This is a genomic window from Treponema sp. OMZ 857, assembly GCF_024181085.1.
Lineage (GTDB): Bacteria > Spirochaetota > Spirochaetia > Treponematales > Treponemataceae > Treponema.
Map to the genome: position 1 here is coordinate 2,510,428 of NZ_CP051147.1, position 20,924 is coordinate 2,531,351.

Here is a 20,924-nt window from a genome sequence, read left to right on the forward strand (position 1 = left end):
AAGAATATAATTATTTTTTTATCTATTTATAAATATTTTTAATAGAACTGAAAAACGAATAATAAGTAAGACGGAGGCGTAACGAGTTTGTCATAAAATTCCGGCTCTGTTGCTCACGCTGTGAACTTAGCGGTTAATTAGCATAAAATGGCTGATACATAAAGAACGCAGGGAAGCATCGAGTAAGATTTACCCATTTCCGATGCTTCCCTGCGTAAACTATTGGGTTGTATTTCTTACCGCATGTTTTCCAGAAGTTTAACGATAAACTTCCACATCCGCTCGGCTGAGGAAATACTCAAATGCTCATTCGGGGTATGCACATCGTATAAATTCGGGCCGAAGCTGAGGGCATCGATATCGGGGATGGTCTTTTTGATGAGACCGCATTCGAGTCCTGCGTGAACGGCGGAAACAACCGGCTCTTTCCCGGTAAGGTCTTTGTATGTTTTTACGGCAACGTCCCGGGCATGCGACTTCGGCGAATACTCCCACGCGGGGTACTCCGACACCTTGTTAAAGATACCGCCGGTACGTTCGGCGCATAGCCGCAGCACTTGTACAATTTCATCCAGCTCGCTCTTCACCGAGCTACGCACCGAAATCGTAAACTTCAGAGTTTCTCCGTCAAGGGCAAGAATGCCGTTGTTCAAGCTGGTTTGCACCAATCCGGGGATATCCATACTCATGTATTGTACCCCGTCAGGAGCCATCGTCATAAAGTCTATGATGCCGGAGCTGACCGTACCGTTATACATCATCTTAGGCAGAGCCGTCGCTGCTTCGGCTGCAATGCGGATATCTTTGTCGGCAACACGGTATTCAGCCTTAATTGCTTCAGCAAGTTTTGCAATCGCTATCTGTGCGCGGGCGGCATCCTCGATGGTGATAATCGCCTGCGCTTCTTTTGCAATGGCATTATGCTTCGAGCCGCCTGCAATGGACACGATATGCACGGACTGCTCAGCCTTTACTGCGGACAAAATTCGCCCCAGCAGTTTGATGGCGTTTGCACGTTGTTTAATAATCTCCATACCGGAATGCCCGCCGAGCAGTCCGTCAACTTTAATGGAGAGCGCCTGTCCCTTTAACGGTTCCGTTTGGATCTTAAAATCGACATGGGTATTGGCGCCACCTGCGCAGCTGACTAAAAAGACCCCTTCCTCTTCGGAATCGATATTGAAAAGAATTCTCCCCTGCAAATGATCGGCTTTTAACGCTCGTGCCCCGTCCATACCGACTTCTTCGGTTGTGGTAATTAAGACCTCAAGCGGCGGATGCACAAGCGACTTTGAATCGAGAATTGCCAATGCATAAGCGACCGCGATACCGTCATCTCCGCCGAGTGTTGTCCGGTCGGCATGGAGGTTGTCACCGTCCACAATCAGCTTGATCGGATCTTTAAGAAAATCGTGATTTGAGTCTGCCGTTTTTTCGCAGACCATATCCATGTGTCCCTGTAATATAACCGTAGGGGATTTTTCATATCCGGCTGTTCCGGGCTTTTTGATAATGACGTTGAGCGCCTCGTCTTGATACACTTCAAGTGAACGTTCTTTTGCAAAGCGTACTAAAAAATCGCTGATGGCCTTTTCGTTGTGTGAACCGCGCGGTACAGCCGAAATTTCGGCAAACCAACGGAATACTTCTTTGGGTTGAATGTTTTCTATATTCATAATTGTTCCCCCTGAGTGGAAAGAGTGGATTCCTCTAAACCATCGAAACATCGCTTAGAGTTCCTTTCAGTGTATCATAATTTTACGAATGTTACAGGGTGTCAGGGCTTCAGCATGAAAGAAAAGTATAGTAAAGTAACGTTATGGTGGAAGGGATATTATTTGAACAAGTAGAAGACAGTCGGCAAGACTGGAAAGTAAAGCATTCGATAAGTGAAATACTGATGGTAGTAATGTGTGGAGTAAGTGCCGGAGAACGAAGCATCTATGGGATTCGAGAGTTTGCGCGGCTAAAAGAACAATGGTTGCGAGATGTTATCGGTCTTAAACTGCCGAATGGACTGCCTTCATATGATACGGTACGGCGAGTACTAGGAATGTTAGATCCAAAACAGTTTCAAAGTGTATTTATTCGCTGGATAGAAGAAGAACTCGATATTCCAGTAGGCAGTTATGTCAGTTTAGATGGAAAAGTCTAAGAGGAAGCGGGTTGAAAGAAGTCGGCATAGATCCATTGCATCTGTTACACGCTTATAGCCATGAATTGGGAGTCGTTATCGGACAGATGGAATGCAGCAGCGAAAAGACGAACGAAATACCAATCGCTGAAAGGCTGATACAGATACTCAAAATCAAAGGCGTCATTATAACCGCTGATGCAATGCTATGTCAGAAAGAAATAGTGAAAAAGATTGCAAAAGATAATGATTATATTCTGGCTCTTAAAGGAAATCATCCGCTTATGGAGCAGGAGGTAAAGGACTTCTTTCTTAGTCCTGCACCATCGACTCGGATCGTCCATACGACCTTTGATAAAGGGCACGGGAGAATAGAAAGGCGAATATATAGCCTTGATACCAACATAGAATGGTTTGAAGATAAAAAGGAGTGGAAGCACCTTGCTGCATTCGGTATGGTCGAAAGCATTGTAACGAGGAAGGGAAAGAATGCCGTGAAATTCGCTATTTTATTACGAGTCTTACAGATGTAAAACAATTTGCAAAGGGAGTACGCAGTCATTGGGCGATAGAAAATAACTTACATTGGTGTTTAGATGTGTTGTTTTCTGATGATGCCTGTACTGTTCTTGACCGGAATGCAGCAGAAAACCTAGCTATTATCAGAAGAATTGTCTACAATAGAATTAAGATGCTTTCTAAAATGGATACGCTCAGTATGGGCAAGCGCGCTTGCATCTACGACGATAATTTTAGAGCTCAGATCCTTTTTTCATGCTGAAGCCCTGTTTTCAAAAGGTGTATACCTTGCAAAAACCAGCAATAAGCAATATCATTATACTTTAATGTTCAATGTATGAACCGCATAGGAGTAATGTATGGCACATAAAGTTCGGATTTCCGATCTGGTATTAAGGGATGCGCATCAGTCTTTACACGCAACGCGCATGACAACTGCAGATATGCTGCCTATTTGCAGCAAGTTGGATAGCGTCGGGTATTGGAGCCTGGAAGCATGGGGCGGAGCGACGTTCGATTCATGTATCCGTTTTTTAAATGAAGATCCGTGGGAGCGGCTGCGCTCTTTGCATAAGGCTTTGCCGAATACTCCCATTATGATGTTGCTGCGCGGACAAAACTTATTGGGTTACCGGCACTATGCCGATGATGTCGTCGATGCGTTCGTGAAAGCTGCTGCCGATAACGGCGTCGGTGTATTCCGCATCTTTGATGCGCTTAATGATCCGCGCAATCTTAAACGTGCGGCGGATGCAGCAAAGAAAACCGGCAAGCATGTCCAAATGGCGATCTCCTTTGCGACGACTCCGTATCATACTATCGAAAAATATGCGGAACTGGCAAAAACGTATACGGAATTCGGTGCCGATTCCATCTGTATTAAAGATATGGCAGGGCTTTTAAAGCCGTTTGAAGCATTTGATTTGGTAACAGCTATCAAGAAAAAAACGAGCATCCCGATCAATATTCATACCCATGCAACAACAGGGCTCTCCGTAGCGACGCTGCTCAAAGCGGCGGAAGCGGGCGCTGATATTTTGGACACTGCGATTTCATCGATGTCGATGGGAACCTCGCACAGCCCAACCGAAACTATGGTAGAAATTTTCCGCGGTACCGAAATGGATACCGGTTTGGATATTAACCTGCTTCTTGAAATTGCAGCCTATTTCCGTGAAGTGCGCAAGCATTACGTTCAGTTTGAATCGAGCTTCCTCGGCGCAGATACCCGTATCCTTGTGTCGCAGGTACCGGGCGGTATGCTTTCCAACCTCGAAAACCAGCTGCGCGACCTGAAAGCCTCCGACAAAATGGATGCGGTATTAAAAGAGATCCCGATTGTTCAAAAGGACTGTGGCTATATTCCGCTTGTTACTCCGACCAGCCAGATTGTCGGTACTCAGTCGGTATTCAATGTCTTGTTCGGCCGGTATAAAAAACTGACCGCAGAGACCCGCGATCTGCTTATCGGCCGGTATGGTAAAACCCCTGCTCCGTGCAATGAAGAACTGGTAAAAATTGCTTTGGCAGAAGCAAAAGTAGAAGCCCCTGTAACAGCGCGTCCTGCCGACCTCATTCCTAATGAGCTGGATAAAATAAAAGCCGAAGCAAAAGAGAACGGCGCGGGCAATTCCATCGAAGATGTTTTGACTTACGCGATGTTCCCTAAGGTTGCGCCCAAATTCTTTAAAGAGCGCAGTAAAGGCCCCGTTGTGTTTACGGCGCCGGCGGCGGAGAAAAAAGCTGTGGGTACTGCGAACGGCAGCGGCTCGTATACGGTAACGGTAAACGGAACCGATTATGCGGTTTCTTCATCTAACGGAACATTCACCGTAAACGGTACTGCATACGCGGTGAGTGTAAAAGAGAATGCATCCGCCGCATCTACGCAAAAAACGGCTGCCGCAGCTTCAGCATCAACCACATCAGCAGCCCCTGCCGCAGCGCAAGCAGCACCGGCCTCCAAACCGGCAGCACAACAGCCCGCTGCGTCCGCACAAACTTCAGCCGGAACAGGCGGCGAAAAACTTACCGCGCCCGTTGCGGGTACGCTATTACGGTACACTGTCACAGAAGGTGCACAGGTGAGCGAAGGGCAAACGGTCATGATGCTCGAATCGATGAAGATGGAGTTGGAAATCAATGCACATAAGGCGGGCGTTATTCACTTTACGGCGGCAGCCGGTGCACAGATTGCAGAAGGCGACTCACTCGCAGAAATCCGTTAACAGCCGCTCCGCCGGTAGTGCTTCTCCATGTTAGCAATAAAAAAAATATGCTGCAGTTGTTGTTTGACGGCTGCAACTGTTTTCTTTTTTATCATCCCTTCTTTATTTGCGCAGCCTTTTGGTGCCTTGGCACAAGCAACACCAACATCAGCGCAGAACGGCAGCTCTCCCGAACATATCGGCAAGAGAGCCGCACAGCTCTGCAATCTTGCCATATCAACGGCAGCTTCCGAACATACGGCATCATCTCAAAATGAGGAAGCCCTACATGCCGTTGTTTCTCAGCTTTCGCTTGAAGAAAAAGCGGCGCAAGTACTGATGGTTAATATTGCCGGAAGCAAAACAGCGGATGCAAAAAGCATCGCATCGTTTAAAGGAACCGTTCCGGGCGCCGTGCTTTTGTTCGGATATAATATCGCGGACACGCCCCAAGCGGTCGCAGATTTTTTGGAATCGGCCGTACAAGGTTTTCAGGAAGCGGCGCGCCGTTTAGGTCATACTTTTATCCCGCCGCTTTTCGCGCTCGATAACGAAGGCGGTACCGTCTACCGAACCCGCCGCATCACCGCCCCGCTGCCCGCTGCAGATGAAATCGGCAAGCGTTTTTCCGTCGAGGAAACGGAGGAGCTCTACCGATTGTTGGGACAGCAGATGCGGGAGCTTGGTCTCCATCTTAATCTAGCACCGGTCGCGGAAGCGGGAACGAAACACGTTGCAGCGGCGCTCGGTACGCGGACATTCAGCCCGGAAACCGAACAAGCGGGAGAATACGCCGCCGCCGCAGTACGAGGTATGCAGGACGCCGGTATTCTTGCGGCGGTCAAACACTTTCCCGGCAACGGCGCCGCGGATTTACACAAAAGCGCTGCCGAATTAACCGTTGACTATGACACCTTCCTCAGCCGCTATTGCTCAGTATTCCGGCCTTCAATTACAGACGGTGCGGCAGTGGCGCTCATTTCTCATATTATGGTGCCGGCAATTGAAGCGGTGCCGTTCTGCTTTTCCGAAAAGGGAATTGCCCTGCTCCGTAATGAATTGGGATTTTCCGGTCTTATCATCACCGACGACATTGCAATGCAGGCATTAAACCGGAACGGCGCATCGCCTGAAGAAAATGCTGTACGTGCAATCGCTGCCGGCTGTGATATGGTTATGTGTTCGCTGTCGAAAATCTATCCGTTGATTACAGCCATTGCCGAAAAAGCCCGCACCGATACTGCGTTTGCAAAGCGGCTTGACGAAGCAGTGCTTCACGTTTTAACTGCCAAGCAAAAAGTGAAACTCATCGATACAAGCAAGCCCATTGCTGCCGACAACTTCTCTATACCGCATACACCGGATTGGGAAAAATTCCGGCACGCAAAAGAAGCTTCCTCCGTATACGAAAAGGCAATTCGTTAAAAACTCATTTTATCCGATATGGAGAATAGCCTGAAGATGCTTGTGAAGCAATGTCTTTGTAGTCGTCAAAATGCGGAATATAAACACCGATATCGGAATCTTTTCGTTTATTTTGTTCAGTAAACCACTCATATAAGAAAATCTTTCCATTTGTTTGCATAATACCAATCGGATCAAATTCATAAAATTTTTTATTAGGAAATTTTTCCTTTACATAAGGGTGCTTTTCAAGCGCAACCCAATCCCGAGGGACGCTGTTTCCCAAAATTTTATCAAATCTACTTGGAAGTGCATAGTAAAAGAGAAGACCTGTATGCATATCCAGCGCGAAAAGATACACATCAAGCCATGGTAACAAGGTTTTCCCCGTAAAACGATAAAAACAAAACCTCTTTAGGAAATTTACGGTACCTTCATCTTGCGCATAGTATGCAGAGTCAAGCGGATGCATATTTTTGTATCTATAATAGCGAACATGCTTTATCATATTAAATTGGTAGGGAGAAACGACCTCATCCTCACTCCCTGACACCCAACAATTATCTTCTTTTAATTGCCATTCGCCTTTTTCAAACCAATACAACGGGATATTGGCGGAACTAACATACATTTTTAAAATAAGTCGGTCATATTCTTGCTCAGAAAAAGGCGAGCTTCGAGAAACATCTCCAAATAAATTTTTTTTCTGATGTTCTGCTGCTTCCTCTGTTGAATTGCTAGACATTTTTGATTCAGCACTATAGAGAGGAAGAAATACCACTGCAATATAAACGAACAGCAGAGCAAAGCATAATGAATGTTTATTATATAACATAATATGTATGGTTGTGCTATTTCTCGACTTTGTCAAGTGATCTGCACATCGCATATTACTGGTAAATACATCAAACAACATCCAATAAGTTTACCCTGACATTTTTTTAATAGATTTGACGAAAAGTCAAAATTTTTTTATATTACCTCTAGAAAATAGGAATAAATCCTATAACTATAAAGCATTTCTTTAATGTATTAAAGAAAAAGGAGGAACTATGACAGTTACTGTTGATGAAAAAGCAAGAACTTTTCTTGCAAAACACAATGAAACCAGCGTGTATACCTATTTAGGCGGATGCCGTACGTGAGGCGGCGTCGTACCTCAACCGGCCGTGTTTGCCGGTTCGCCTGATTCGCTCGATAACTACGATACCTTTAATGCTGACGGCATTACCGTCTATGTACGCAAAGGAACTCAAACCGAGAATGGAACACTGACCGTTACAGTGGTTAAGATGCTGTGGATGGATTCTTTAGCGGTAGAAGGGATGGCATATTAGCCATAGAAGTTATCCCCGCAGGATGAACGCCTCCGGCAATCGATTTTCAATCTATTTTGAAAATCGATTGTTGGGGTTACCGAAATGAGCTTCCCCTCCTTTTTATCTATTTCAAGATGTTTATCGTCTTTGTAAATATAAACTGTTTCTTTTTTATATGAACCGTCTCTATTCTTAAACGGAAGAAAATAAACTGAAAGCCTGCAATAATTTATAAATATTATCAGGGAGCTCAGTTTTGCCCAACACTGTGAGTTCCGTGATACCGGAGTCTGATTTATAGACATTGTATATGAAAAGCGATAAAATACCGGCTATTAGGATAGCGGTGTTATATACGGGTTTTATAATCCTATTTTTATAGATAATATGCTATCTATTATGCCGGTCTATCCTAATAGAGGAGTTTTTATGAAGGTTGTTATTGCCGGCTCAGGTGCTATGGGCTGCAGTTTCGGTTTTATGCTGCAAAAAAGCGGTAATGATGTAACACTGCTGGACGGTTGGCAGGATAATATCGATGCAATTAGAAAAAACGGTTTGCACTTGCAAGACGGTACTGCGGAATTATCGACAAAGATCGATGTTTATAAACCGGAAGAGTTTAAGGGCACTGCCGATTTTGTTATCGTGTTTACAAAATCGATGCAGTTGGAACATATGCTGAGTAGTATTAAACATGTTCTGCGGGATGATACAAAAATCCTCTGTCTTTTGAATGGACTCGGTCATACTGAAACACTGAAAAAGTTTATCGCTCCTAAAAATATTTTTATGGGTGTTACGGTAGTAACTGCCGGTATGAAGGGGCCGGGAAGTGCAGTGTTGTCAAGTCATGGAAAAACAGAAATTCAGAATATTGTACCGGAAGGTAAAGCCGGTGCGGAGGTCATTGTAGAAGCGCTCAATAAAGCAACAATGCCTGCAGTTTATTCCGATAATATTTTATGGTCTATTTGGCGGAAGGCAGCACTCAATGGAGCAATGAACAGCACCTGCACAATTATGGAATGCAATATGCTGGAGCTTGGCAGTATCGTAGGTTGTAAAGATATGATGCGCTGTATCATCTCTGAATTTGCCGCAATAGCAAAAACACAAGGGGTTACATTGGATATCGACTCCGTAACTGACTACGTTTACGGGTTTACGCAGCCGGACTTTGTCGGGGCAAAGCACTATCCTTCGATGCACCAGGATCTGATCAAAAATCACCGTTTAACCGAAATTGATTTCTTAAATGGTTATATTTCCCGTAAAGGTAAAGAACTGCATATCCCTACACCGTATTGTGATCTTATTACCACCTTTGTACACGGCAAAGAGAAATTATTCGGGTTATAAAAGGGCAATGGGAGTATCATTTTGGGGTACTCCCGTATTTGATAGTATAAGGATATAAGATCGAGAACATTATGGCTGAACAAACAAAGAAAATTACGGTTAAATTTTTTATTAATACGCTTTTAAATGGCATGGCTGCAGGGATTGTTGTTGCCCTTATTGCTAACGCTGTTTTAGGACAGATATTTAAGGCGTTGGCGCCATACGGTGCCATATTCGGTATGCTGTACCAGTCTGTTGCGGATGTGCAATATTTGGTATCTGCGGTGATCGGCTTTATCGTCGGTATACAGCTTGGTTTTGTGCCGATTAAGGCTTCTATGATCGGGCTTGCCGGTTTTATCGCGTCTGGAGCAGTACGCCATGTAGACGGTATTGTTAAACTTGCCGGTATCGGCGACTTAATCAATGTGATGATTATTGTTGCACTGGCAGCCCTTGTTACGCTGTGGTTGGGTAACAAGCTCGGCTCGCTTACGATTATTGTGCAGCCGATTATTGTTGCAGGCGGGTTGGGGGCATTGGGACTCTTTATCTTGCCGTATGTAGCAGAAGTAAGCGCTGCAATCGGCCGCGGTATTAACTCGTTTACCGTGCTGCAGCCGGTACTGATGTGTATTCTTATTGCCGCATCTTTCTCTATTGTCATTATCTCACCTATTTCGACGGTGGCAATCGGCATTGCGATTGGGCTTGCAGGGTTGGCATCAGGGGCTGCAAACTTGGGTGTTGCTGCTTGTACTGCCGTACTTATTGTAGGATCGTGGCGTGTAAATAAGGCTGGAATTACTGCAGCTATTGCCCTCGGCGGTATGAAGCTGATGATTCCAAACCTTGTGCGTTACCCTATTATGGCATTGCCGGTTGTATTAACGGCCGCTGCATCAGGGATCGCAGGGCGTTTCCTAGGTATTATGGGTGATAAGGTGAGTGCCGGTTTTGGTATTGCAGGACTTGTCGGTCCGATTAAGGCATACGAGCTATTAAGCGGATCACCTGCTGTGCGGATTGGTGCATTGCTGATTGCATACTTAGTTGTACCGTTCGGCTGTGCTTTGCTGCTGCATATTTTGTTTACAAAAATAATTAAACTCTATAAGCCGGAAATTTATAAATCCGAAGCGGTGTAGGTATTTAACGTCATGTATGGCAACTGTATCGGATATTTCCGGTGCAGTTGCCGTATTAAGACGGAATATCTTTATGTAAGAATATCATATCATGAGAATCAACAACCCCGACGCAGAGCGTTACCGAAAAACGGCAGGTATTAAACCGCACGAATAAAAGCAAAATAAAATATCGCAGTAAAGAAATAGAAAATTGCAATAATATAAAAAAATAAAGAAGAAGGCATAAATGCGGAGGCGGCAGCACCGGCTGCGAAACATATAATGCCGGACAGATAGTGTACACTGCGTCGCAGTTCTTGCCTTTTTCCACGGATAACTTTCCCCATCGCGAGTCCCGCATCCGTTAAATAGCCGCTAAAATGCGAAGTTCGTATTAAAATTCCGTCATAAGGAATGAACATACCGTTTTGTATACCGAGTATCACACAAGTTATGGAAAGGACAATACGTAGTGGAGGTCCTATAACGGCTATTGCAAAAAAGACTGTTGAAAAAACCAATAAAAGAATGCCATAGCGTTTTGAAAATGTACAATCACTCTTGTGAAAAAGCATACCGGAGATGCATGCGCCGATATAAAAAGAAAGAATAAGCAATAAAAATGCTGCTGCCTCCGCAATCGCTCCTTTGGAAAGGGTCAGCGCTACACGAGTAATAGTACCGGTATGATGGCTGACCGCCGTACCGGCTGTAATAAAAAATACACCGTTCAGAAACCCTGCGATAAAGGTTAGCAGATGTATTAATATCGTTAGAATAAGTTTATGTCTTTTACTCACTCGAATACTATAATCCGATTTCGATAAAAAAGCTATGCGATTTATTCTGGACAGTGCGATTTATTCATACAAAGGCTTTAATACCTGCCGTTCTCACTCTGCGGCGGGGTTTGTTGATTATCCGAAAAGTGATATAGTACATTCTCATCAGGAGGTATTCGTATGGATTTACAAACATGTATGGAACAGCGCCGAAGCGTGCGCAAATATACAAATCAGCCTGTACCGCGTGAGCTGGTACGGGAAATTATTCAGGCGGCGATTCTCGCTCCTTCGTGGAAAAATTCTCAAGTTTCGCGCTATTATGTAGCGGAAGGTAATGCCGAAAAAGAGCTTGCAAAATGTCTTGCGGATTTTAATCGGCAGAGTGTGCAAAATGCGCCGGTCTTGATTGTGTCTACAGTGGTCAATAAGCGTTCGGGCTTTACACGGAACGGGGAATATGAAACGCACCTTAAAGGCGGCTTTCAGTACTACGACCATGGAATGCAGGCGATGAACCTCTGCCTTAAAGCGCATGAGTTAGGGCTTGCAACACTTATTATGGGAATTTACGATGAGGCGGCAATCAGAAAGTTTTTTAATATCGATGAAAATCAAATTATCGTTGCAGTTATTGCCGTAGGTTATGCTGCCGAAGAGCCGCCGATGCCGAAACGGAAAACCGTGGACGATATTACGGTTTTCAAAGAATAGGGCATCTCTAAAAACTCGGTTAGATTTTTAGAGGTTTCCAATAAGGCACTAAAAGTATTAAAGCTACAAGCAGTTCTTAATGGCAGAGGTGACAGTGATTATCCTTGAAGTACAGGACATCTGTAAATATTACGGCACAGGAAAGAAGCGGCAAACCGGCTGCGAACACATCAGTTTTACCGCGGAGGCTGGAGGTATCTACTCCCTGCTCGGATTAAATGGGGCGGGGAAAAGTACGGTATTGAACAGCATCAGCGGGTACCGCTTGCCCTCTTCCGGAGATGTATCGATTTGCGGATACTCCATTTTGAACGAACCGATCGAGGCTAAGCGGAATATCGGGATTTTGTATGAGCAAAATCCGCTCTATGATTCGATGACGGTACGGGAGTTCTTACTTTTTACGCTGCAAATGCGCGGCTTCGGTAACACCGTGCAGCAAGACCTGCTTGACGAGGCGGTTGAGTTTACCGATCTGCAAGAGGTATACACCAAACGGATTAAGGAGCTGTCGAAAGGGTATCGGCAGCGGGTAGGGCTTGCGCAAGCGATTATCCATCATCCCCGCCTCGTCCTCTTGGACGAACCCGCGTCCGGCCTTGATCCGTTCCAGCTGAAAGACTTTGAAAAAAAGATACTCGCGCTATCCACGTATGCCGCGGTCATCCTTTGCACCCATCAGCTTGAACTGGCCGGACGAATATGCTCGCAGCATATTCTGCTCCACAAAGGACGGCAGATTGCCGGAGGAACACGGGCGGAACTCGCCGAGCGTTTATACGAGGACTTCGGCATTGAAGAAGATGCTGCTTCCGATACGCTTTTGTTCAAGACCTTTGAACAGTACGCCGGAGTTACCACCTGCGAGTTCCGTGAATCCGCCGTTTCCGAATCCGGTAAGCGGAGGCGGCGATGAATCGATTCCCGGCGTTTAAGGCGCTTTTTAACAAGGAACTACATACCCTCATATACAGCCCCGCACTGTATGCGGCAGCGCTCGTGCTTTACCTCGGAGCGGCGCTTCCGTTCGTGGGTTCAGGGTACTGGTTTTCGGCGGGGCTTTCGGACTTCCGCTCCTTTTTCCTCAATCTGCCGTTCCTGTTCTGTATTGTCATTCCTCTGCTTGCGATGAATAGCTGGGCTGATGAAAAAAAGCACGGCACCGACCGCCTTCTTGCCGCCTATCCGGTGGATAAACGCCTGCTTGCCGCGGCAAAATATGCAGCGCTACTCGTCTGTTTTGCAGGAGCCGCCACACTTACGATGGTAATTCCGCTTTCGGTTATTCCGCTTGTCTATTTTGATTTTTTTCCGTTTTTTCTTTCGTATTGTGCCGTTCTCTTCTTCGGCGCAGCCTTTACCGCATGGTCGCTCGCACTTTCAAATATCTCTGCGCATACCGCCGTCAGCTTTTTGCTCAGCTTTTTTACCGGCATCTTTTTTACCGCAAGCCACGTGCTTGCTCAAGTTTTGCCGCTCCCGTCAGCCATTGTAAAAATACTGCGCTATTGCTCTTTTACGCTTCATTTTGAATCGGCTGCGCGCGGTATTTTCGACACTCGTGATTTCTTCTTCTATATATTGCTCATCGTTGCGGCGCAGGGGCTTTCGGTCTTTTTACTGTACGTTCAGGAGGAAAGCCGATGAAAACAAAACCGATAAACATAAAAATGCGCAGCGTAAAAGAGTACCGTATTCAAGCCCTGCTGTTGGGTGCCATTGTAGTAACGGCAGCGCTGCTCTCACAGCGGCTCTATGCCCGGCTTGATATGACGCAACAGCACACCTATTCGCTTTCAGCCTATACCCGATCGATACTGAACAGCCTTGAAGGCACGGTAACAATCACGTGGTTCCGCTCGTACAATATTGATGGATTCCTGCCGTCGCTGCAATATGTTGAAGATATCCTCGCAGAATATCAGCGTACTGCGGACGGACGCTGCCTCGTGCTATACAAGGATACGGAGAAGCTTTCCCCGCAACAGCTGAATCAGCTCGGCATTGTCGCTCGGCAAATTGAGCGGAACAGCAACAATACGCAGGTACTGCAAAACCTCTATTCGGGGCTGCTGTGCGAATATCGCGGGGAAAGCCGCGTTATTCCGTTCCTTTCCGATATCTACACCCTTGAAGCTGATATTGCGCGTTTTATTACCGAGATGAATCAGGATGCGCAGGGGAGAAAGGGAGACCGCTCCGTTTATGTTGCGCTTCCCGAAGGCGGTACAGAAAATGGCGCAACGGGCAATTATAAGTATGTACTGCCGTGGCTTGAGTATGCGGGTTTTGTACCGATTATGTTGACCAAGCCTTATCTGGAGCTGCACCCCGAAATTCCACTATTGGTCATCGGTTCTTCCTATTTTGATGCCGATATGCTGACGGCTGTTGATACTTTCATTAACAGGTACGGTTCCGCCGTCTTTTTTGTGTCCGCAAACACCGTGGATATCGGCGGCAGCTGGGAGGCAACACCCAAAAAAGATGACGGACTGCTTGAACTGCTCGCCCGCTCCGGCTTTGCGGTGCAGACTAATCTTGTGATGGATCCCGTAAACTTCCGCATGACATTACCGGCCGCCGACGGCTCTCGGTACGAGCATATCAACTACCCGTTTTGGGTTCAGGTGTTCCGTCAAGAGGCGGAAGCGATTCCTCCGCTGCTATCTGCGGCAAAGCCCGTGCAGTTTTTCTGGCCGTCGGAGGTGGTTTGTACTACCGCGCGGGGAAAGACGCCGCTTCCGCTCTTTGTTTCAAGCAACAGGTCGGCGCTGCAACAGCCGCCGTATAACACCGACCCACACGGAACTCAGCTCGCCGCAGCAGCAAACGGCGAACACGCGGCCTATCCGCTTGCAGCCTTCAGCGAACGGGGCGTCAATGTGGTAAGCGGTATCAGCGGCGCAGACAATGCGCGGCTCTTGGTGATTGCGGATGAGTATTGCGTGAGTTCCGCCGTAGAATACACAAATTCCGATGCGAATTTGGACTTTATGGTGAATACCGTGTACTGGATTGCGCGGCAGGATGCGCTTTTGCAACTGAAAAACAAACAGCCTGCGGTTTTACCCTTCCGCTATTTTGAAAGCGATACAGCGTTTAACCGCATTATCGCCACCGCCCGTATCTTTAACCTTGTGCTGGTCCCCCTGCTGATTATCAGTGCAGGCGCCGCGCTGTACATCTTCCGGCGAAGGAACCGCGCATGAAAAAAGAAACAAAGGTTCTGTTTATCATCCTCTGCGTGCTGCTCTGCTGCTATGCGCTGAGCTTTTTACACCGGCCTTCATGGGCGGGCGTTTTTTCGAGTAGCTTGATGCATGAACAGGATATCCGCGAGGTTGCGGAAATCCGGTTTTCCATTCCGACAAGGGCTGAACCGGTAGAGATGGGCGAAATAACACTGATTAAAGACGGCGCCCGCTTTTATCTCCGCACCGGAAACGGGAGCTATCCGGTCAGGCAGGAAATTATCGATCGTTTTTTTTCGCTGCTCGGTGCCGGACGCTCCTTTCTCCCCATATCGGCACGCCCGCAGGATTATCCCGATTACGAAATCGATGATGGACACGCTTCGCGTATTGTCTTTGTGCGGAAGGATAAAACCATTCTTTCGGAACTCTTTTTCGGAATGACCGATGCGGCCGGCGCCGGTCGATATGTACGGACGGGAACAAGCGTCAAGGTGTTTTTAATCGATAATGCGTTTGAACCTTTTTTAACGGTCGCCGCTCCCTTCTGGCTCGATTTACAGATATACGCGGCGCTTTTCCGCGGCACGGGCATCCAAGGCTTGGAGTACGGAAATCACAGCGTAATCAGGACGGAAGCGAACGGCGATGCGTTCCGCGCATTGGAAAGCTTTTTAGAAAAATTCTCCTGTATCGATATATACAGCGCGCCGCCATTGCAAAGTCCTCAAACGGCACGGGTGCGTTTAGCACTCGGTAACGGCACGGAGCTACGCTTTTCGTTTACTCCTCTGCAAAGCGGCGACTATGTATTTTTCGATAACCGCAACTCAAATGCCTACCTCATCAGCGGGTATACCTGCGAACAGCTGCTCCGGCATATCGATGCAATATGTAATTCGTAATGGGGATAGAAACTAAGAATTGGGTAAAAACGCCGTTATGGTGGAGTTCCTCTAAAGGGAAACGCTCATGTATACGACGGTGCGGGTATACACGGCAGGTTTTCTACACCGCTGTTCCAGCTGCTGAATGATTTTTTTGAGGGCACCTTCCTCCGAAACAAAAGCGCTGCGGATTGCCGTGCCGTATTCAGATTCTATTGAGAACCATCGTCCGAGTTCCGCCTGCGTTATCAGCCGCTTCTCCTTATAGTCTACTTTTTTTAAGAGTTGTACGCGGTACCCCGCTTTTTCGGCGATGTCTGCAACGGTGTTCTCCGTCCATGCGGTACGCGTATTTCGGCTGTCTGAAAAAAATGCGGCTTCGGCAGCCGAAAAACGATTTACGGATTCATCAGTCGGGAGCAGTGCCGACAGCCGGAGTCCCTGTTGCGGAAGCGCGAATGCAAAAATGATACGTGCACCGGCGGTATGCTCTTGCGCTACACGGGAAAAGAAAGCAGTAAAACCGTCCGCAGTCGCAGCGGGGTTATACGAAAGCACAACATCAAACGCCAGCTCGGGAAAAAGAGCCTTACTATCTGACGGAGGAGCAGCTTTTTCATCGAGCTGAGTAGCGGCAGGTGTTTTTTCACTAGGGTGGGTACAGACTGGAAGCACGGTCATAATCGGACGGTTTAAAAATTCAAAGGTTTCCGCGTACCGCTGTGCGGAGTGTAAGGCTTCTGGGTATTCAAAGATTCCTGCGGTACATCCGTTGAGGGTGATACGGGTACTCGGCCACAGCAAAAGCCCTCCGTCAGCCCGGTACACCAACACGCGGTCATCGACGGACAGGTTTGCCAGTCCGATAATGGTGTCCCGTATCTGCTCCAGTATTTCGGCGCTGCTGCCTTCCGTCCGTGCCTGCCAGTCCTCAACCGTAAAGGCATCCTTCTTTCCCTCGGCAGCCTCGTGTATTGCAGCCAGCTGGGTTTCCCGCTTTGCCAGTACCTCATTCCGTATCTTTTCTTCGTAGCCGGTGTATCCGGGTGTGTAAAATACCCTGCCGATCAGTTCGTCGGGCAGATACTGCTGCGCAATCCAGTGGTCGCGGTAGGCATGGGGATACAGATACCCTTCGCCGTGCCCGAGCGATTCTCCGTCGCGGTTCGCGTCTTTCAAATGGTTCGGCACCTCGGTTTGTTCCTTTTCTACCGCCTTGAGAGCGTCAAAGAAACCGAGCGAGCTATTCGATTTTGGGCAGGTTGCAAGATACAGCGCCGCGTGGGTGAGATGGTACCTGCCCTCCGGCAAACCGATACGGTCAAAGGCTGCCGCCGCGCTTGTAACAACGGTCAGCGCGAGAGGATCGGCAAGTCCGATATCCTCGCAAGCGGAAATAAGCATACGCCGAAAGATAAAGTGAGGGGACTCCCCTGCCCGCACCATTCGGGCAAGCCAGTAGAGCGCCGCATCGGGGTCGCTCCCTCGGATGGATTTTATAAAGGCACTGATGATATCGTAATGGTAATCGCCGTCCTTATCGTAGAGCACCGCTTTTTGCTGGATACTTTCCTCGGCAGCTTGCATACCGATAGTGATTTCCGTACCGGCAGGCGGCGGCCAGTTATCAACAGAGGTTTCAACAGCTAGCTCAAGCGCATTTAAGAGGCTGCGGGCATCACCTGCGGCGGTTTCGACGAGGTGTTCCAATGCGCCTTCGGTAAAAGAGACTTTCCATTTTCCGTAGCCCCGCTCCGTATCCTGCAAGCACCGTTCCACCGTCCGGTACAGGTCGGCATCGGTGAGCGCCTTGAGCTGAAATACCCGACTGCGGCTCACTAAGGCTTTATTCACTTCAAAAAAAGGATTTTCGGTTGTCGCGCCGATAAAAATAATGGTTCCGTTTTCCACCCACGGCAGCAAAGCATCCTGTTGGGCGCGGTTCCATCGGTGTACTTCATCGACAAAAAGAATGGTCGGTTTTCCGTAGAGTTTTTTATATTGCTCCGCCGATGCAATCGCATCGCGTATCTGCTGTACGCCTGCAAGGACGGCATTTAAACTTAAAAAATTACTTTTGGTATGATTGGCAATGACTTGAGCAAGAGTTGTTTTTCCCGTTCCCGGCGGCCCGAAAAAGATAACGGACGAGAGCCTGTCCGCTTGGATAGCTCTTCTTAACAACCGCCCTTTCCCGACAATGTGTTCCTGCCCGATATATTCGTCAAGACTGCGGGGGCGCATTCGTGCAGCAAGCGGAAGCCGTTCCGCCGCCGCTGCCGTCTCAAATAAATCGTTACTCACGGTTCCATTCTTTTTTACCAAAAGAATAGAAGCCCCACAAGCCGGTATATTTTGCGTTGGGATCGTTTACGCCCACATAGATAATATAACCGGTACCGTAATCAAGCGCATAAATAGGATTAATCGTATGTTTTCCAACACTATTGTTATATTGATGGATATTTGCCGACGGTACGGAAGAATCTGCGGAACCGGCAGAGACGGTGTGGGCATTCGCTAAATTTGTATCAGTCGCTGAAGCCAATTTAATTTCCCCATATCCCTTTATACCGCTGATCAGTACTAACTGCTTACTCGGCAAATAAGTAATACTTTGCGGGCTGCTTACTCCGTGTACAATATTTGTCCAAGTCGAAGTATTGCCGTCATAACAGTACAATTTCGTGTTGTCAACAACAAAGACGGAGTCTGTAGGGCCTTCGCAAATCCCCTTTAGTCCAGAAGAAGGACTGTCGGTTCCGATTACCTTTGTACCGGTATTATTGTAAAGACCGTCTTCCAATAAGCAGTATAAACCGGCTGCACCGACCGGCGCCTTGTCGGTAGGCGACGCCCATGTATTCGGCGTACCGCTTTCAATAGCGCTGCTTATCGTATAGGTTGTCGTATTACCGCTCGTTCTCGAGTCGATAGCAAAAACCACCCGCGTTCCGAAAACAGCCTTCGCCGTTAGTCCGGACACCTCAGTCCAAGATTTAGCTCCCGTGTCGTACCAATAAATTGTGAAGGTATCGCCTTGCCCGAATGCGGCATAGAGATCGGAGCCACTGACAGCAAGCCCTGTGCAACGCCCCGATGGACAGCCGCTCAGCTCCGACCATTTTCCTGTTTCTCCCTTTGCCTTGTACCATATTTTTCCGTTTGAAGCATATAACGTACCGTTTATCTCAACTATTCCACAGACGAAGCCTTTAACGGATGCAGGATTGAGCTTTACCTCCTGCTCTATCGCAGCGAATATCGGCGGATTTTTACATGCTGATAAACCGATTATGACAGAAATTACAAAAGCGATTGCAAAAATTCTTTTCTTCATAGTTCTGTTCCTTTTTTAAAAGTGATACCGGGCAGCAAAGCCGATATTCAAGAAATTGCCCGTACGATTCAAGCTTGAATCTTTATACCATTGCGGAACAATATCCCATGATAATTCGCCGCCGAACGACCATTCGGGGGAATACTGATAGAAAACGCCGACTTGCGGTCTAAAAAACAAGCTGAAATACCGCGTACCGTTATAGGATTGAAAATCACCGCCGATCCCAAACGTGAGCGGAATACGGAATTTTTCGATTGCAAAGGTGTATCCTGAATTGATTGTAAAGGGAATGGCAAAATAGAGATTGCTGCCGCGCGTTAAATGAAAGGTAAAAGCAACATCACCGCCGATGGAAACTCCTTTCGTCAGATAGTGAGTATAACCGAGGAAGATGCTGCCGCCCGGATAGATATTGGGTTTAATCGCAAACTTATTCGGTGAGGTATTAAAAAGCGGTATCCCCAGCTGTAAACCCATGCGGATAAACTGATCGCCCTTCCGAATAGGTTCATAAACATACGCAGCAATAGGGGCTTGTGCAGACGGTGTTTCCGGTTCTTGAGTTTCGGCAGCTTCTTGCGCAAAGGTATTCCATATCAAAATAGAAAAAAAGAAAAATAACCAACAACGTTTCATAAAGGAATTCAACTCCATCTCATTTTATAGGATTGGGCATCTCTAAAAACTCAGGTATAGATTTGTAGAAGATCCCGATAAAACAATATCAAACTTGCCTTGTAAAGTATCTGTAAACAATCACCTTGTACCATAGGTTACAGAAGCGCCGGCGTTAACCAAGCGATATCCCATGCATAGAGCGCTAATGCAATCAACCCCATACTGATTAGTAATAGCGGTGCATTTTTCCATTGTGTACTGACATTGCTCTCTTCAACTCTCCGTCTGACGGCACAAAGTACAAACGACCAAACAAGCATACTTACTAAGGCGCTCACCAGAATAGCAATCAGTTCGATATAGGTGAAAGCCTGATAGAGGGCAAAGATAACGGTACCGCCCGAAAACAAGCGTTCCCGTATCAGCCGACTTTCAGAATGTTTAAAAAATATTCGGTGTACGGTCAGATCGCACAGATACACGATTATCAATGCGGCAATCGGCGTTATACTTACAATATCGAGCGGTAATAAAAGAGAAAATTCAAGGAGCCAGCTGAGTGACGCAGAAATAAGTATCACTGCGCCATCCCGTAGAATAAACGGAATCACTGCGCGGGTTGAACGCGCATTCATCGAAAGGCGTTCCAAACCGATACCGTGCAAAAAGACTAAGGAAGCAGGAAAAGTATAAAAAAAGATCAAGGATGCAATAAACATACGGAATCTCCCCTACTGCCGGTTTCGATACGATTCATCGGTTTGGAACGGCAAAAGTTCACCCTTATGAAAACTGCGGAAAAGCCAGAGTGCAACACCGAGCATCATAAGAACGCCGGCGCTGCTCCCCAAAAACTTAAGCGGTAAAGGGAACGGGATAAGCGTAATACTGAATAAGCCGGAGCGAGCAGGTAAAGAAACCGTACCGAACACCACGAGTTCCCGCAATATCGAAATAGCCGCTAAGAGAATCGAATAGAGTATCGGCACTTCAAACGGATATTGGCTTGAATCATACATACCGATGCTGATAATCAGTATATACGAAAACCCAACCATATATATGTATCTTTCAAGGCTAATTGCCATCACGGGAAAAATTGCCCCTACGATTTGCGCATATAAGGCTGCCGCAAGAATAATATCAAGGGAGAGTATCATCTGAGAAAATTTATCAATTCTAAAATAATCAATAAGCATCTTACTTGCTATTCCGACAGCCAAAAGAAACCAAAATTCCGCAATAAAGATCAAACCTTCAGCAAAATGAGCTGCGAGGGGGATGACCGGACATAAACCTAAAAAAAAGACAATAGATTTGTTTATCATA

19 protein-coding genes and 1 pseudogene are annotated in these 20,924 nt (G+C 46.9%); 12 read left to right on the top strand and 8 right to left on the bottom strand.

Annotated elements, in window-relative coordinates; genetic code table 11:
- Positions 1-236: 236 nt before the first annotated feature.
- Positions 237-1,676: an aminoacyl-histidine dipeptidase gene (locus tag E4N66_RS11275; RefSeq protein WP_253728089.1), complete on the bottom strand. Its 1,440-nt coding sequence runs from the start codon at positions 1,674-1,676 to the stop codon at positions 237-239.
- Positions 1,677-1,819: 143 nt separating this feature from the next.
- On the opposite strand from E4N66_RS11275, the gene E4N66_RS11280 reads away from it, so the two are divergent.
- The 4 genes and pseudogenes from E4N66_RS11280 to E4N66_RS11295 all read left to right on the top strand — a co-directional run bounded on the left by E4N66_RS11280 (position 1,820) and on the right by E4N66_RS11295 (position 6,285).
- Positions 1,820-2,155, top strand: a complete 336-nt coding sequence (locus E4N66_RS11280; RefSeq protein ID WP_253728090.1) for a transposase family protein — start codon at positions 1,820-1,822, stop codon at positions 2,153-2,155.
- Positions 2,092-2,915, top strand: a pseudogene (locus E4N66_RS11285) (ISAs1 family transposase). Before E4N66_RS11280 ends, E4N66_RS11285 begins: the two are co-directional and overlap by 64 nt.
- 97 nt (positions 2,916-3,012) lie before the next feature.
- On the top strand, positions 3,013-4,881 hold the full coding sequence (gene oadA, locus E4N66_RS11290) for a sodium-extruding oxaloacetate decarboxylase subunit alpha (protein ID WP_253728091.1): 1,869 nt from the start codon (positions 3,013-3,015) through the stop codon (positions 4,879-4,881).
- A 63-nt stretch (positions 4,882-4,944) separates the two neighbouring features.
- Positions 4,945-6,285, top strand: a complete 1,341-nt coding sequence (locus tag E4N66_RS11295) for a glycoside hydrolase family 3 N-terminal domain-containing protein (RefSeq protein WP_253728092.1) — start codon at positions 4,945-4,947, stop codon at positions 6,283-6,285.
- Between the two features lie 4 nt (positions 6,286-6,289).
- Here the strand turns inward: E4N66_RS11295 and E4N66_RS11300 are convergent, their stop codons facing one another.
- On the bottom strand, positions 6,290-7,099 hold the full coding sequence (locus E4N66_RS11300; RefSeq protein ID WP_044017008.1) for a hypothetical protein: 810 nt from the start codon (positions 7,097-7,099) through the stop codon (positions 6,290-6,292).
- Positions 7,100-7,316: 217 nt separating this feature from the next.
- Here E4N66_RS11300 and E4N66_RS13015 point away from each other — a divergent pair, with 217 nt between their 5' ends.
- The 3 genes from E4N66_RS13015 (at position 7,317) to E4N66_RS11315 (ending at position 10,075) form a co-directional block, all read left to right on the top strand.
- A complete protein-coding gene (locus tag E4N66_RS13015; RefSeq protein ID WP_305880151.1) occupies positions 7,317-7,601 on the top strand; it encodes a CC/Se motif family (seleno)protein in 285 nt (94 codons plus the stop codon).
- A gap of 411 nt (positions 7,602-8,012) precedes the next feature.
- Positions 8,013-8,945 (top strand): 2-dehydropantoate 2-reductase, encoded by a 933-nt coding sequence (locus E4N66_RS11310; RefSeq protein WP_253728094.1) that lies wholly within the window; start codon positions 8,013-8,015, stop codon positions 8,943-8,945.
- 71 nt (positions 8,946-9,016) lie between these two features.
- Entirely contained in the window at positions 9,017-10,075 is a 1,059-nt protein-coding gene (locus E4N66_RS11315; RefSeq protein WP_253673630.1) for a PTS sugar transporter subunit IIC, read from the top strand.
- 140 nt (positions 10,076-10,215) lie between these two features.
- Here E4N66_RS11315 and E4N66_RS11320 read toward each other — a convergent pair whose 3' ends face one another.
- Positions 10,216-10,857, bottom strand: a complete 642-nt coding sequence (locus E4N66_RS11320) for a YoaK family protein (protein ID WP_253728095.1) — start codon at positions 10,855-10,857, stop codon at positions 10,216-10,218.
- Between the two features lie 162 nt (positions 10,858-11,019).
- Between E4N66_RS11320 and E4N66_RS11325 the strand changes: the two genes are divergently transcribed.
- The 5 genes from E4N66_RS11325 (at position 11,020) to E4N66_RS11345 (ending at position 15,652) form a co-directional block, all read left to right on the top strand.
- The gene (locus E4N66_RS11325; RefSeq protein ID WP_253728096.1) at positions 11,020-11,553 is read left to right on the top strand and encodes a nitroreductase family protein; all 534 of its coding nucleotides are present in this window, start codon (positions 11,020-11,022) and stop codon (positions 11,551-11,553) included.
- A gap of 79 nt (positions 11,554-11,632) precedes the next feature.
- Positions 11,633-12,469: an ABC transporter ATP-binding protein gene (locus E4N66_RS11330; RefSeq protein ID WP_253728097.1), complete on the top strand. Its 837-nt coding sequence runs from the start codon at positions 11,633-11,635 to the stop codon at positions 12,467-12,469.
- Positions 12,466-13,200: an ABC transporter permease gene (locus E4N66_RS11335; protein WP_016522893.1), complete on the top strand. Its 735-nt coding sequence runs from the start codon at positions 12,466-12,468 to the stop codon at positions 13,198-13,200. The genes E4N66_RS11330 and E4N66_RS11335 overlap by 4 nt, the downstream gene beginning before the upstream one ends.
- Complete coding sequence (locus tag E4N66_RS11340; protein WP_253728098.1) at positions 13,197-14,765, top strand: Gldg family protein; 1,569 nt, start codon at positions 13,197-13,199, stop codon at positions 14,763-14,765. Before E4N66_RS11335 ends, E4N66_RS11340 begins: the two co-directional genes overlap by 4 nt.
- Complete coding sequence (locus tag E4N66_RS11345) at positions 14,762-15,652, top strand: DUF4340 domain-containing protein (RefSeq protein ID WP_253728099.1); 891 nt, start codon at positions 14,762-14,764, stop codon at positions 15,650-15,652. Before E4N66_RS11340 ends, E4N66_RS11345 begins: the two co-directional genes overlap by 4 nt.
- A gap of 51 nt (positions 15,653-15,703) precedes the next feature.
- On the opposite strand, the gene E4N66_RS11350 is transcribed toward E4N66_RS11345, so the two are convergent.
- From E4N66_RS11350 to E4N66_RS11370, 5 genes are all read right to left on the bottom strand, one after another.
- A complete protein-coding gene (locus tag E4N66_RS11350; protein WP_253728100.1) occupies positions 15,704-17,938 on the bottom strand; it encodes an AAA family ATPase in 2,235 nt (744 codons plus the stop codon).
- Positions 17,931-18,974: a hypothetical protein gene (locus E4N66_RS11355; RefSeq protein WP_253728101.1), complete on the bottom strand. Its 1,044-nt coding sequence runs from the start codon at positions 18,972-18,974 to the stop codon at positions 17,931-17,933. The genes E4N66_RS11350 and E4N66_RS11355 overlap by 8 nt, the downstream gene beginning before the upstream one ends.
- Before the next feature lie 15 nt (positions 18,975-18,989).
- Positions 18,990-19,613, bottom strand: a complete 624-nt coding sequence (locus E4N66_RS11360) for a TP0733 family outer membrane beta-barrel protein (protein ID WP_253728102.1) — start codon at positions 19,611-19,613, stop codon at positions 18,990-18,992.
- Between the two features lie 137 nt (positions 19,614-19,750).
- Positions 19,751-20,314: a hypothetical protein gene (locus tag E4N66_RS11365; protein WP_253728103.1), complete on the bottom strand. Its 564-nt coding sequence runs from the start codon at positions 20,312-20,314 to the stop codon at positions 19,751-19,753.
- A gap of 12 nt (positions 20,315-20,326) precedes the next feature.
- A complete protein-coding gene (locus E4N66_RS11370; RefSeq protein ID WP_253728104.1) occupies positions 20,327-20,923 on the bottom strand; it encodes a hypothetical protein in 597 nt (198 codons plus the stop codon).
- Between the last annotated feature and the right edge of the window lies 1 nt (position 20,924).